The following is a 13,535-nucleotide window of genomic DNA, read 5'->3' as shown; positions in this document are numbered from 1 at the left end:
CTGATGCTCCGGTTTTTTTATTGGAAGGGGTGGTTAGCCTCTGCCCAGGCGGTTGTCCGGGTAGTTCTTGGCAAGCACCTCACGGGCATGGCGCGCCATATCCGGCAGCTTGAGGTCATCATAAGACTTCACCATGATCTCCAGGGCCTGCTCGGCCTGAGGCGTGTCCGGGAAATCTTCTACCAGCTGCTTGGCCCGGTTGGCGGCAGCCACCAGGGCGCCACGGCGGACATAGTATTCGGCGACGCTCAGGTCATACTTGGCCAGTCGGTTCTTGAGACCGATCATGCGGGCACGGGCATCGGCCGCATACTGGCTGTTAGGATGGCTCTGGATGAGCAATTTGAAGTCACGGAAGGCCTGACGGGCGTAGGCCGGATCCTTGTCGTCCCGATCGATCCCCACCAGATCCTGGAAGAAGTTGTAGTCGGCCGCCATGTTGGTCAAACCACGCATGTAATAGACGTAGTCGATGTTCTTGTGCGCCGGGTTCAGACGGATGAAGCGGTCGATGTTGGCGATCGCTTGGGCGTTGTCATCCTGCTTGTAGTAGGCATAGATGAGGTCCAGCTGCACCTGGGTAGAATAGGCACCGAACGGGTAACGAGAGTCGAGCGCTTCGAGCAACTCGACGGCATTGGCGTAGTTACCGGCGTCCAGCTTGAGGCGCGCCTTCTGGTAGAGAACCTCGGGCGGCTCGTCGGGAACCTTGGGCTTGGTGCTGGAACAACCCGTGGCCATGACAGTGGCCAGAGCCAGTGATAACAGCAGGCGAGACTTCTTTCCCATCAACAACATCCGGTCCATTTCCACGAAATTGGCAAAGTATCCGTTATGCTTGGCTAAAAGAAAAGCTAGAATAGCCGGATTCTTTTTGAATTGATAACCCAGCTCTAGAGACGTTAGATGAGCCAGCATATTGAACTGACAGGTGAATTCCAGGATCACCAATTCGGGCAGCGCCTGGACCAGGCCCTGGCCGAACTCTTTCCGGACTACTCCCGGACCCGCATCAAAGAGTGGATTTTACAGGACAGAGTGACCCTGGACGGTCAGATTGCCAATACCCCGCGCGAGAAGATCCTGGCCGGGCAGAGCGTGCACATCCGTGCCGAGCTGGAAGAGGACACCCGCTTCGACGCCCAGAATATCGAGCTGAACATCGTCTTCGAGGATGAGCACATTCTGGTCATCGACAAGCCGGCCGGTCTGGTGGTCCATCCGGGCGCCGGCACCCCGGACGGTACCGTGCTCAACGCCCTGCTCCACCGCTACCCGAGCATCGCCGAGGTGCCCCGCGCCGGTATCGTGCACCGTCTGGATAAAGACACCACTGGCCTGATGGTGATCGCCAAGACGGTACCGGCCCAGACTCACCTGGTGGAGGACCTGCAAGCGCGTCAGATCACCCGGGAGTACGAAGCCATCGCCATCGGTCACATGACCGCCGGCGGCACCGTCGATGCCCCCATCGGTCGTCATCCGACCCAGCGAACCCACATGGCCGTGATCCCGAACGGGCGCCCCTCGGTCACCCACTACCGGGTGCACGAGAAGTTCCGTGGCCACACCCGGTTGCGCCTGCGCCTGGAGACCGGTCGTACCCACCAGATCCGCGTGCACATGGCCCACATCAAGCACCCCTTGGTCGGCGATCCCGTCTACGGTGGTCGCCTGCGCCCCCTGCGCAACGCCACCCCCGAGCTGACCGAGGCCCTGCGCGGCTTCCGCCGTCAGGCGCTGCACGCCACCATGCTGCAGCTCGCCCACCCCATCACCGGCGAGATGATGCAGTGGCACTCCCCCACTCCCCAGGACATGGTGGATCTGATGGAGGTGCTGCGCGCCGACACCGAGGCCAACCCGGACGATCTGGTCTGGATGTAAGCCACCAATACAGAGCGACGGGGCCCACGGGCCCCGTTTTTTATTGCCCCGCTCCCTGGCAACCGCTATGGTCGGCGACCTCGATCGCACCGGAGCCTCTTCATGCCGCTTTTCTTTATTCAGCCCGACTGGCCGGCCCCGGCCAGGGTACGCGCCCTCTCCACCACCCGCGCCGGCGGCCTGAGCGTGGGCGCCTTTACCGGCCTCAACCTGGGGGATCACGTGGGGGACGACCCGGCCACCGTGCTGGCCAACCGGGCTCTGCTCCAGCAGGAGGCCAGCATCCCGGGCAGGATTCCCTGGCTGACCCAGGTACACGGCACCGCAGTGCACCAAGCCGGCGCCCCCTTCACCACTGCGCCAGAGGCTGACGCCGCCTGCGCCCATCAGGCCCGTCAACCCTGCGCCGTGATGACAGCCGACTGCCTGCCGGTGCTATTTTGCGATCGCGCCGGCACAGTGGTGGCGGCAGCCCACGCTGGCTGGCGCGGCCTGCACGCCGGCGTGCTGGAGGAAACCCTCAACGCCATGGGCTGCGAGCCGGCCGAGGTACTGGCCTGGATGGGGCCAGCCATCGGCCCGAACGCCTTCGAGGTGGGTCCCGAGGTGCGTGATGCCTTCCTAGCCGATCAGGCCGAGGCGGTCGCCGCCTTCACACCATCGCCCAATGTTGGCAAGTGGCTGGCGGACATCTATGCCCTGGCCCGTCTGCGCCTGGCTCGCGCCGGCGTCAGCGCCGTCTATGGCGGCGAGCACTGCACCGTGAGCGATCCGGCACGCTTCTACTCCTACCGCCGCGATAGTCAGACCGGACGCATGGTCTCTCTCATCTGGCTCGAATAATACGAGGCGCCGCTACTGAGTAAAAAAACGGCAGCGGCGCCCTTGAAATCCCTGACCTAACCCTCATCTTTGCTTTCAGAAAGTTGTTGTTGCCGCGCTGCGGCGTCTCTTTTAGAGGGGAATGCGATGCGTCTTGATCGCCTCACCAGCAAGTTCCAGCTTGCCATCTCCGATGCCCAGTCGCTCGCGCTGGGTCGTGACCACCAATTCATTGAGCCCGTCCACCTGATGACAGCCCTGGTCAATCAGGATGGCGGCTCCATCCGTCCGCTGCTGACCCTGACCGGTCTGGACGTCAACGCCCTGCGCTCGCGCCTGGGTGAAGAGCTCGATCGCCAGCCCCGCGTCAGCGGCGTGGATGGCGACGTGCAGCTCTCCCCTGCCCTCGGCCGCCTGCTCAACGTCTGTGACAAGCTGGCCCAGCAGCGCAAGGATCAGTTCATCTCTTCCGAGCTGTTCGTGCTGGCGGCGCTCGACGACAAGGGCAACCTCGGCGAGCTGCTGCGCGCCCAGGGGCTGACCAAGGAAAAACTCGAGGCGGCCATCGACAAGGTACGCGGCGGCAAGAAGGTAGACGATGCCAACGCCGAGGAGAACCGTCAGGCCCTCGAGAAGTACACCATAGACCTGACCGAGCGGGCCGAGCTCGGCAAGCTCGACCCGGTGATCGGCCGCGATGAGGAGATTCGCCGCACCATCCAGGTGCTGCAGCGCCGCACCAAGAACAACCCCGTGCTCATCGGCGAACCCGGCGTCGGCAAGACCGCCATCGTCGAGGGGCTGGCCCAGCGCATCATCAACGGTGAGGTGCCGGAGGGGCTCAAGAACAAACGGGTCCTGTCGCTCGACATGGGCGCCCTGGTGGCCGGTGCCAAGTACCGCGGCGAGTTTGAGGAGCGCCTCAAGGCGGTACTTAGCGATCTCGCCAAGGAGGAGGGCAACGTCATCCTCTTCGTCGACGAGCTGCATACCATGGTCGGCGCCGGCAAGGGCGAGGGGGCCATGGACGCGGGCAACATGCTCAAACCCGCCCTGGCGCGCGGGGAGCTGCACTGCGTCGGCGCCACCACTCTGGATGAGTACCGCCAGTATGTGGAAAAAGACGCCGCCCTGGAGCGCCGCTTCCAGAAGGTGCTGGTCGAGGAGCCGACGGTGGAGGACACCATCGCCATCCTGCGCGGCCTGAAAGAGCGCTATGAGCTGCACCACCATGTGCAGATCACCGACCCCGCCATCGTGGCGGCGGCCCAGCTGTCGCACCGTTACATCGCCGATCGCCAGCTGCCGGACAAGGCCATCGATCTCATCGACGAGGCGGCCGCCAGCATCCGGCTGCAGATAGACTCCAAGCCCGAGGCGCTCGATCGCCTTGAGCGGCGCATCATACAGCTGAAACTCGAGCAGCAAGCCCTGATGAAGGAGTCTGACGATGCCAGCCGCAAGCGCCTGGACCTCATCAACCTGGAGCTGACCGAGAAGGATCGCGAGTACAACGAGCTGGAAGAGGTGTGGAAGGCCGAGAAGGCCGCCCTGGCCGGCACCCAGCACATCAAGGCGGCGCTGGAGCAGGCGCGCCAGGATCTCGACGTGGCGCGCCGTGCAGGCGACTTGGGTCGCATGTCCGAACTGCAATACGGCCGAATCCCCGAGCTGGAGAAGCAGCTCGATCTGGCGACCCAGGCCGAGATGCAGGAGACCAGCCTGCTGCGCAACCGGGTTACCGACGTGGAGATCGCCGACGTCTTGGCGCGCTGGACCGGTATCCCGGTCGCCCGCATGCTCGAGAGCGAGAAAGAGAAGCTGCTGCGCATGGAGGATCAGCTCCACAGCCGCGTGATCGGCCAGAACGAGGCGGTCGATGCCGTCTCCAACGCCATCCGCCGCTCCCGCGCCGGCCTCTCCGATCCGAACCGCCCCATCGGCTCCTTCCTGTTCCTGGGGCCGACCGGGGTGGGCAAGACCGAGCTGTGCAAGGCGCTGGCCGAGTTCCTGTTCGATACCCAGGACGCCATGGTGCGCATCGACATGTCGGAGTTCATGGAGAAGCACAGCGTGGCCCGCCTGGTGGGGGCGCCTCCCGGCTACGTGGGGTATGAGGAAGGGGGCTATCTGACCGAGGCGGTGCGCCGCCGCCCCTACTCGGTGATCCTGCTCGACGAGGTGGAGAAGGCCCACCCGGACGTGTTCAACATACTGCTGCAGGTACTCGACGACGGTCGCCTCACCGACGGCCAGGGCCGCACGGTCGATTTTCGCAACACGGTGGTGATCATGACCTCCAACCTGGGGTCGGACCTCATCCAGGAGCACCATAGCGAGAAGGACTACGACGAGATGAAGGCCCTGTTGATGGAGGTGCTCGGGCGCAGCTTCCGCCCCGAGTTCATCAACCGGATCGACGAGACCGTGGTGTTCCACCCCCTCGGCGAGGATCACATCAAATCCATCGCCCGCATCCAGCTCAAGGGGCTGGTGGCCCGTCTCGAGCAGCAGGGGTTCCAGGTGGAGGTCAGCGAGGAGCTGCTCACCCGCCTCGCCCATGCCGGCTTCGACCCCGTCTACGGGGCGCGCCCCCTCAAGCGCGCCATCCAACAGAGGGTCGAGAACCCGCTCGCCCAGGCCATCCTCTCCGGCCGGGTGGTGCCGGGCAAGCTGCTGCGCCTCGGCGCCGATGGCAACGGGCTCACCCTGGGCCAGTAAAAACGAAGACGCCGGCAAGATGCCGGCGTCGTATTATCCTCTGGGGCTTACTGGGCGACGAAGCCCCCCTTGCTCACGGGGGCGGCCCCCACCTTCTCGAGACGCTTCGCCTCCACCTCGACCCGGTTCCAGCTATGGTCCACCTCACCGTAGAGGCGAATGGTATCGTTCGGCCCAACCGCCTGACCGCGCCACACATCCCCGTCGATCTCGACCTCGACCTCGCCACTGGCATCGCGCAGCAGATAGTTCTCCCCGCCCAGATGCTTGACCAGCTTACCCTCCAGGGTCACCCAGCTATCATCGCTGGCGTCCTTGACCTGAACCGCAGTCACGGCATTTTGCTGCTGGGGCCCCGTGAAGGCGGCATGGGCACCACCGCTCAGGGAGGCCATCAGGATCAGGGCAGCAGGCATCATCTTGTTCATCATTCAACTCCTCATTTGTGATGGCGCCCATTCTGGTGATGCCGGCGTGAAAGCCTTGTGAAAAATGAGAGGGGAATCGCTTTTTCTCATCGGACCACTCACTCGGGCACGGGATCTTGTTTAGGATGAAACCGATCAATCACTTCCCAGATTGATCGGCACCATGAACGAAGCAGGGTCAGTACAACCCTGACCCATAACCAGAGAAAAAATAATGAAAAAGATACTGATTGGCCTGTTCGGGCTGATGGCGGTCTCTGCCCACGCGGCCGGCCCCCAATTCACGCGCATCGTGATGTTTGGCGACAGCCTCTCCGATACCGGAAAGATGTACGCCAAGATGCACGGCTATCTCCCTTCCAGCCCCCCTTACTATCAGGGGCGTTTTAGCAATGGTCCGGTCTGGTTGGAGCAGCTTAAAGATCGCTTCCCCGGCCTCAAGATCGTCAACGCCGCCGAAGGGGGCGCCACTGCGGTTGCTTACAACAAGCTGGGTTGGCTCAATCTGTGGGCCTGGGATCCCAAGTATCAGGTGATCAACAACCTGGACTACGAGATCACCCAGTTTCTCGAGCAGGATCGTTTCAACACCGACGATCTGGTGATCTTCTGGGTCGGCGCCAACGACTATCTGGCCTACGGCTGGAACAAGGAAGAAGATGCCCGCCGAGTGCGTGACAGCATCCAGGATGCGGCTAACCGGGTGGTGATGAAAGGGGCCAAGCAGGTGCTCTTCTTCAACTTGCCGGACCTGGGCTCAGTGCCGTCGGCACGCAGCCAGAAGGTCGTCGACAAGGTTCGTCACGTCTCCCAATATCATAACCAGTTGCTGCTCAACCTCACTCGTCAGCTCACTCCCACGGGTGCGGTGCAGTTGTTCGAGATCGACAAGCAGTTTGACGAGATGATGCAAAACCCCGAGCAGTTCGGCCTGACCGATACCCAGACCCCCTGCTACGACGGTGGTTATGTGTGGAAACCCTTCTCCGCAGACAACAGCGCCCCCAGCACCATCACCGCGGCCCAACGCCTGGCCATCGCCGGCAACCCGCTGCTGGCACAGGCCGTCGCCTCTCCGGGCAGCCGCGCTGCGGCCTCCCGCGAGTGTGGTGGCAAGATGTTCTTTGATCAGGTGCACCCCACCACCCTGGTGCACTCGGCTCTGGCCGAGCGGGCCGGCGATTTTATCGAACGTCACTACGAGTTTTTGGCTCACTAACTCGTTCAGGGCCGGCTCACGCCGGCCCTTCTTCCCTCTGCCATCAATGGCAACAAGCCCCTTTCGAAGCCTTTCGTTGTTTTTTTATACCGCACCGTTAGTATTGAGTAGTTCATGTTTATGGCTGTCGTGAACCGAGGTCCCCCTCAGGGCCCCGTCACTATCAGAACTAAAGCAGAGGCAACCCATGAAAAAGAGCGTAGTGGCCATTATGATCGCCGGCTCCTTTGCCGCCACGGTACAGGCGGCAGGACAGGACAACACCTGGTATGCGGGCGGCAAGCTCGGTTGGTCCAACTTCTACGGTGTCGACTACGACCCGGCCTTCACTGGCGCCGCCATCACGGATGAGAGCAAAGACGATGTGGGTCTCGGTGCTCTGGTCGGCTATCAACTCAACAGAAATGTCGGTTTCGAGCTGGGTTATGACTGGCTTGGTAAGTACAAGTACACCGCCACTATGGGTGGACTGAGCGGAACCGATGAGGTAAGCGCCCAACTGGCCCAGCTCTCTATGAAACTCGGCATTCCCGTCAGCGATGCATGGGACATCTATGCCCGTCTGGGCGGCGCTTATGTCTGGGCCGACAGCGATCAATTCGAAAACGACAATGGTGGCGCCTTCCTCGGCGCACTCGGTGTCGAGTACGCCATCAACCGTGACTGGGCAGCACGCTTCGAATACCAGTACACCACCCCCATCGGCAATGACGACATCCGTGACACCGGCGTCAGCATGGACAATGGCCTGCTCTCTCTGGCCATGATTTATCGCTTCGGCCAGGTCGCCGCCGTCACCCCGACACCGGTCCCGGTCCCGGCCCCCGAGCCCCAGATGGTCGAGAAGAACTTCACCCTCAATGCCGACGTGCTGTTTGATTTCAACAAACACACCCTCAAGCCCGAAGGCTATGGTGCGCTCGATACCCTCTATGAGCAGATCAAGGCGGAGCGTCCCAAGGACGGCACAGCCACCGTCATCGGTTATACCGACCGGATCGGCTCAGATGGCTACAACCAGGCGCTCTCCCAGAAACGAGCCCAAACGGTGGCCAGCTATCTTGTGAGCAAGGGGATTCCGGCTGACAAGGTGAGCGCCGAGGGGCGTGGCAAGGCAGCTCCCGTCACCGGCGACAGCTGCACCAGCAAAAACAAGCGTGAGCTGATCGTCTGCCTGGCACCGGATCGCCGTGTCGAGGTCATGGTACAAGGGGTTGCCGATACCCAGCAGTAATCGGCCCTTCATAGCAAAAGCCGGGCGATCGCCCGGCTTTTTCATCAGTCGCGGATCACCTCGGCGGCAATCTCGTCGAGTAGCTGGTTCCACCCCTTGGCAAGCTCTCCGACCAACGCATTGTAGCCATCGGCCGGCAACGGCCTCACCTGGCTGAAGGGGCGCTCCAGCAGCACACGCCCATCTTCCCCTTCCAGGCGCCAACGCCCCGCCAATACCGCCATGCCATCGTGACGGCCGGCAAACTGCTGCAGCCGGATGGAGAGACGATTGCCCTTGCCACCATTATCACGCAGAGCCCAGCCAGGCAGGCGGCTGGAGAGACCGCTGATCGTCAGTTGTTCCAGCTGATCGTCCAGCGTCCCGGCCCAGCGATGGCGCTCGGTAAAGGTGAGCTCATGTCCCTCCAGCTCATAGACCAGGCTGACCGAGTCTATCTGATCCGAGATGGAGAGCGGGGCCAGGCGCAACTCATGCTCGGGGGCACGGGCAGGAAGCGTCTGCGCCTGAGGCAACCCCAGCGAGTAGTAGTGCACCGTAGGTGCGGTGGAGGCGCAGGCCCCAAGCCCAAGGGCCAGCATCAGAATGGTCACGCAGCGGATCATCGTTCACCTCGTTTCGGCTGGGGATCGGGGTTGCTATTGCGATCAAAAATGAGCGCATTGGGTTGCTCATTGAGAGAGCGAACCAAGGGCTGTAACTCATGCAGCATCTGGTTGAGTGCCGAGATGGACTTCTGCAGCTCCCGGTTGGTGCGAGACTCCCCGTCATAGCTCTGCAGCGTCTGCTGCAACTGGCGCAGACTCTGGTTGAGCGAGTCTGGCAGCTCATGGGCGGCCTGCTGACCGGTCAGGGTCTCCAGATTGCTGCTGACCGAACGTACGCTCTGCAGTGTCTTGTCCAGGGTCGCCAGGGTCTGGTTCACCTGGGACAGCGTCTGCTCCACGTCCATATCGGCGAACTTGTCGAGGATCTTGTTGACCTTGCGTTCGATCTGGTCGAAGCCGGCGGTCACGGTCGGGAAGACCGGCATTTTCTTGACCGTGAGCGGCTGGTAGGGGGTCACTTCGTTATAGAAGTTGAGATCGATGATCTTGCCGCCGGTCAGCAGACTGGAGGTCTTGACCGAGGCCCGCAACCCCTGGCGGAACTGCTGCTCAAACAGCTTGCGCCACTGCTCATGATCCGAATCGGCATAACGGTAGCTCAAACGCTGCACCTCGATGCGGGCCAACACGGGTATGGTGTGCTTGTTGAAGGTGTTATAGAGCTTGTCGTCCACGAGGTAGGGCACAGAGACCACGGTGCCGACCCGGATCCCGCGGTACTGGACCGCCGCCCCGGGGTGGAGTCCGGCCAGACTGTCCTGGAACAGGAAGACATAGTTGATGAACTGGCTGAGGTTCCCCTCCAGCACGCTGGACTCATCCTTGAACAGGGTAAAACGGCTGTGATCCTTGACCGGCTCACCGGCGCTCCATCCATCGGGCAGCCCCATGGTGATGCCCCCATCGAGAAGCGTCTCCAAAGAGTCCATCTTCACCTTCATCCCCTCGCTGCTGACCGAGACCTCAAACCCCGGGGTCATCCAGAAGCGGCTGTTGCTGCTCACAAGGGAGTCATAGGGGGCGCGGATAAAGATCTTGTACTCCATCCTGGCCTTCTCGGGGATGAAGCTCATCTGCTCGACCTGACCGATGGAGAACCCCTGGAACTGGACGGGCGAGCCGATCCCCAGCGCCCTGGTGTCACGACTGGTGAGGGTAATGTGGAGCCCTTTCTGATCATTGGAGGCCAGGGGCGGCGTATCCTGCACCTGATAACGCTTCTTGGCCTTCCCGCTCTTGCCCGGCGCGAGCTCGATATAGGAGCCCGAGAGCAGGGTGGATAACCCCGACACCCCTTCGCGCCCGACTCTCGGCTTGACGAGCCAAAACAGGCTGTCGCCCCGCAACATGTCCGCCGCCGGCTTGTTGATGCGTGCCTGCAGAATCGCGTGGGAGAAGTCCTCGCTCAGCTGGACGCTCTCGATACGGCCTATGTCCACATCACGGGCCCGGATGGGCGTCTTGCCCGCCACTATGCCCTCGGCCCGCGCCACCGTCAGGGTCACCAGCGGCCCCTGCTCATACCAGTGCTGGAACAGCATCCAGCCCCCCATCAGCAGGGCTGCCAAGGGCACCATCCAGATGGCGGCGGCGGAGCTCAAAAAATCCGAGCCCGCCTTCCAGCGTTTCTTACGCTCACTCAAGGTCGCGTTCTCCTTCTTGAAGATCCCAGATGAGACGGGGATCGAAATTCATCGCGGCGATCATGGTGATGATCACCACGCCGGCAAATGAGACGGCGGCAGGGCCGGGATAGATGGTCATGAGATTGTCGAGGCGGATCAGCCCTGCAAGAATCGCGACCACGAACACGTCGATCATCGACCAGCGTCCGACAAATTCGGTCATGCGATAGAGCTTGAGGCGGGCCAGAGGATCCCGAATACGCCCCGAATGGGTTTGCCAACAGAGCCAATAGAGGGCGATCAGCTTGGCAAGGGGCACCACCACGCTAGCCAGGAAGATGACGGCCGCTATCGGATAAGAGCCGAGCCCCCAGAGCAGCACCACCCCCCCCAATATGGTGGAGGGGCTGACATCCCCCAAGAAGACGGTATCCATGATGGGATAAAGGTTGGCCGGGATATAGAGGATCGAGGCCGTGACCAGGAGCGCCAGCGTGCGCTGCAGACTTGCCGGCTTTCGGCTGTGAAGCCGGCTACCACAGCGGTGGCAGCGCCCCTGTCCCTGGGCACCCAAGGCTCCGCAGACATGGCAGCCGATGAGGCCGGCCTCACGGGCCATTCGCTCTTCATCCTCCGCCAGCACAGCAGGAACCGGCCCGAACAGGTGGTGCCACAGCCAGTGAATGTCCAGCGTCGAGATGGTCTTTATCAACATCAGGGTATAGCCGACAAAGGCCCAGAAGCCCGCCCCCATGGTGATGTCCGCCATCCCCATCAGCTTGACCAGCGAAATGAGCACGCCGATGAGGAACACATCGACCATCAACCAGGGGCGGATCCGGCACAGGGCGCGTCCCAGCGAGCGCACCGCGCTAGGATGCAGATCCTTGTCCAGACGCCAGACCACCAGCATGAGCGAACAGATATACACCAGAGGAAACGCGATCAGCGTAACGCTCAGCACCACGGCCAGAAAGAGGTAGCCGGCATCGGCCAGTGCCGTGATGGTCTGCAAGAAGGTCATCTCCCGCCCCAACCCATGGCTGGAAAAGGACATGAAGGTGAAACTGTTGGCCAGCAGGAACATGATCAGCGTGGCCAGACCGTAAGCCAGTGGTCGCAGACGGGGATGGCTGTGACAGCGCACCACAGTGTGACCACAGCGGGGGCAGCGGGAGGCCTCACCAGGCTGCAACACGGCAGGTGGGATCAGCAGATCACACTCTTCGCAGGCAGTGGCGTCATGGTGAAACGCTGGCACATCAGGGTGAAGAGACAAAGGCATCCCTAACCGGCTAAAAAAACGAGGTGCGATTATCGCAGTGATAGGGTCGGCAAACCAGCATGAAGGCAGAGATAGCAGGGCTGGCGCGGCGGTCATGTCCCCCCAGATTGGCTTTGACAAGCCCCAGACCATTTTGCACAATCAAGCGCCACTTCCATTTTTTCCGCGGGACAATAACTTATGACAACCGAATCCCCCAGCTACTCCACCATTGAACAGGCATTTTCCCTGGGTAATGGTCAGGATTCTGCCCTCAACTGGCTCCGCAAGAACCGTACTCCGGTCGCCATCTTTCTGGTCAGCGGCATCAAGCTGGAAGGTATCATCAGCGGTTTTGACCAGTACAGCGTACTGTTAACCGACGCCCACGGTAACCAGCAGCTGGTCTACAAGGCCAAGATCTCCACCATTGCCATGCACTCCGGTCGCCCCCAGGTCAACATTCAGCGTGCTCGCAAGCCGCGCGTGACCATGGCACCGCGCCCCTATGGTTCCTCCCGCAGCGACGAGGGTAGCGACCAGTAAGCTTCATCCCCGTTGCCGCAGTTCCCGCCGGCAACGGGGCATCACCTCGGCCATCCTCCCCGACTCGCTGTCAGGTAAGGGGAAACGAGTGACTCCACTGCAGTGCCTGCAGATAGGGCGTGACCAGCGCAACGGGCGACATGCCAAAGGGAAGGCAGAGGGTCTTGAGCGCTTCCCAATGGCCGTGGTCATAGGCATCCACCAGACGGTACAGCTCGAAGAGGGGCCCCCGACGCTCTTCCATCGCCTGTCGCACCGTGGCGGGTAGCTGTCCAAACAGATGCGCCGGCAGCAACTCCCTCTCCATGGCAATCCCCACCAGAAAGGCCCAGCTCCTCCCCTCCCCCTGCAGATAACGCTCGGCAAGCAGCTCACAGAAGCGCCCCTTGGAGATAGCCATCCGGCTGCACACCTCGGGCAGATGACGGCTCTGGCGCGCCAGCCCGTAGACCAGCACAAACTTGCGCAGCTCCTCCTCTCCCAGATAGGAGAATGCCCTGGCGATGGAGGTAATCGGGGTCACATGCTCAAAGCCCGATGAGTTGACATAGCCCAGCAGCTGTCCCGGCAGGAAGGTGTCTTTTTCCAGCAGCGTCGCTACCTTGGGAAACGAGAACCCCTCCAGGCAGATCAACTGCAGTATCTCCTGCACCACATGCTGATCCGGCTCATCCTCCCGCCGGTGGATCAACATGGGGCGATCGAGAAATGCCCCCGCAAAGAAGTCGACCCCCGCATCGCGCAGCGGGATGAAGTCTTGCCAGGCACATATCCCCATCACCAGCCGTTTCTGGTCGCCCGGTTCGCTGCACCCCTCCTCACCGAGTTCAAAGACATGCAGCTGTGCTATCGCCTGCCAGCGCTCATGGATCCGGGCGCGGTGGACTGCCAGACGGCGGCGGCGAACACGCCACTCCTGCAATACGGGAAACGAGGCGGGCAGTCGCTCGGAGCTGGCCTGGATCAGGGGAATCAGGTCGGCGTCAAACAACAGGGGGCGCTGCTCATCGAGCGCCTGATAGGAAAAAGAGAGTAAATACTGCCGGCCTTGCGCCATGAGCCGGGTATGGGTGACCAACCACTCCCAGTCTCGCTCCTGCAGCTCCTGGCGGGGATAATCCAGGCCATAAGCCACCAAACCGAGACGACGATTAAAGACCGGGAAACGACGGATCAGCATA

General features: G+C 61.9%; 12 protein-coding genes. 6 read left to right on the top strand and 6 right to left on the bottom strand.

Going from position 1 to position 13,535, the window contains the following annotated elements; genetic code table 11:
• Window positions 1–33: 33 nt before the first annotated feature.
• Complete coding sequence (locus tag BN1121_RS05345; protein WP_043156969.1) at window positions 34–789, bottom strand: outer membrane protein assembly factor BamD; 756 nt, start codon at window positions 787–789, stop codon at window positions 34–36.
• Between the two features lie 117 nt (window positions 790–906).
• Here BN1121_RS05345 and rluD point away from each other — a divergent pair, with 117 nt between their 5' ends.
• The 3 genes from rluD (at window position 907) to clpB (ending at window position 5,430) form a co-directional block, all read left to right on the top strand.
• The gene (gene rluD, locus BN1121_RS05340) at window positions 907–1,887 is read left to right on the top strand and encodes a 23S rRNA pseudouridine(1911/1915/1917) synthase RluD (protein WP_005346017.1); all 981 of its coding nucleotides are present in this window, start codon (window positions 907–909) and stop codon (window positions 1,885–1,887) included.
• Window positions 1,888–1,989: 102 nt separating this feature from the next.
• Window positions 1,990–2,730, top strand: a complete 741-nt coding sequence (pgeF, locus tag BN1121_RS05335; protein WP_005346015.1) for a peptidoglycan editing factor PgeF — start codon at window positions 1,990–1,992, stop codon at window positions 2,728–2,730.
• A 126-nt stretch (window positions 2,731–2,856) separates the two neighbouring features.
• Window positions 2,857–5,430, top strand: a complete 2,574-nt coding sequence (clpB, locus tag BN1121_RS05330; RefSeq protein WP_005346013.1) for an ATP-dependent chaperone ClpB — start codon at window positions 2,857–2,859, stop codon at window positions 5,428–5,430.
• Between the two features lie 47 nt (window positions 5,431–5,477).
• Here the strand turns inward: clpB and BN1121_RS05325 are convergent, their stop codons facing one another.
• Window positions 5,478–5,858 carry a YgiW/YdeI family stress tolerance OB fold protein gene (locus tag BN1121_RS05325; protein ID WP_005346011.1) on the bottom strand — a complete coding sequence of 127 codons (381 nt, stop codon included), beginning with the start codon at window positions 5,856–5,858 and terminating at the stop codon, window positions 5,478–5,480.
• Between the two features lie 214 nt (window positions 5,859–6,072).
• Between BN1121_RS05325 and BN1121_RS05320 the strand changes: the two genes are divergently transcribed.
• Both BN1121_RS05320 and ompA read left to right on the top strand, forming a co-directional pair.
• On the top strand, window positions 6,073–7,077 hold the full coding sequence (locus tag BN1121_RS05320; protein ID WP_005346009.1) for an SGNH/GDSL hydrolase family protein: 1,005 nt from the start codon (window positions 6,073–6,075) through the stop codon (window positions 7,075–7,077).
• A 187-nt stretch (window positions 7,078–7,264) separates the two neighbouring features.
• A complete protein-coding gene (ompA, locus tag BN1121_RS05315; protein ID WP_005346007.1) occupies window positions 7,265–8,311 on the top strand; it encodes a porin OmpA in 1,047 nt (348 codons plus the stop codon).
• A 44-nt stretch (window positions 8,312–8,355) separates the two neighbouring features.
• Here ompA and BN1121_RS05310 read toward each other — a convergent pair whose 3' ends face one another.
• Genes BN1121_RS05310 through BN1121_RS05300 form a run of 3 tightly spaced genes read right to left on the bottom strand, consistent with a single transcriptional unit; the run spans window position 8,356 to window position 11,829 of the window.
• Complete coding sequence (locus BN1121_RS05310) at window positions 8,356–8,916, bottom strand: PqiC family protein (protein WP_005346005.1); 561 nt, start codon at window positions 8,914–8,916, stop codon at window positions 8,356–8,358.
• Window positions 8,913–10,562, bottom strand: a complete 1,650-nt coding sequence (pqiB, locus tag BN1121_RS05305) for an intermembrane transport protein PqiB (RefSeq protein WP_005346002.1) — start codon at window positions 10,560–10,562, stop codon at window positions 8,913–8,915. Before pqiB ends, BN1121_RS05310 begins: the two co-directional genes overlap by 4 nt.
• Window positions 10,555–11,829 (bottom strand): PqiA/YebS family transporter subunit, encoded by a 1,275-nt coding sequence (locus BN1121_RS05300; RefSeq protein ID WP_043156928.1) that lies wholly within the window; start codon window positions 11,827–11,829, stop codon window positions 10,555–10,557. The genes pqiB and BN1121_RS05300 overlap by 8 nt, the downstream gene beginning before the upstream one ends.
• A gap of 180 nt (window positions 11,830–12,009) precedes the next feature.
• Between BN1121_RS05300 and hfq the strand changes: the two genes are divergently transcribed.
• Complete coding sequence (hfq, locus tag BN1121_RS05295; RefSeq protein WP_005345999.1) at window positions 12,010–12,354, top strand: RNA chaperone Hfq; 345 nt, start codon at window positions 12,010–12,012, stop codon at window positions 12,352–12,354.
• 70 nt (window positions 12,355–12,424) lie between these two features.
• Here hfq and BN1121_RS05290 read toward each other — a convergent pair whose 3' ends face one another.
• Window positions 12,425–13,534, bottom strand: a complete 1,110-nt coding sequence (locus BN1121_RS05290; protein ID WP_005345997.1) for an HDOD domain-containing protein — start codon at window positions 13,532–13,534, stop codon at window positions 12,425–12,427.
• Between the last annotated feature and the right edge of the window lies 1 nt (window position 13,535).

It is taken from the genome of Aeromonas diversa CDC 2478-85 (assembly GCF_000819805.1).
In the GTDB taxonomy this organism is placed as follows: Bacteria; Pseudomonadota; Gammaproteobacteria; order Enterobacterales; family Aeromonadaceae; genus Aeromonas; species Aeromonas diversa.
Note: the sequence above shows the minus strand (reverse complement) of the source record. Positions and strands in the feature narration are given on the sequence as shown.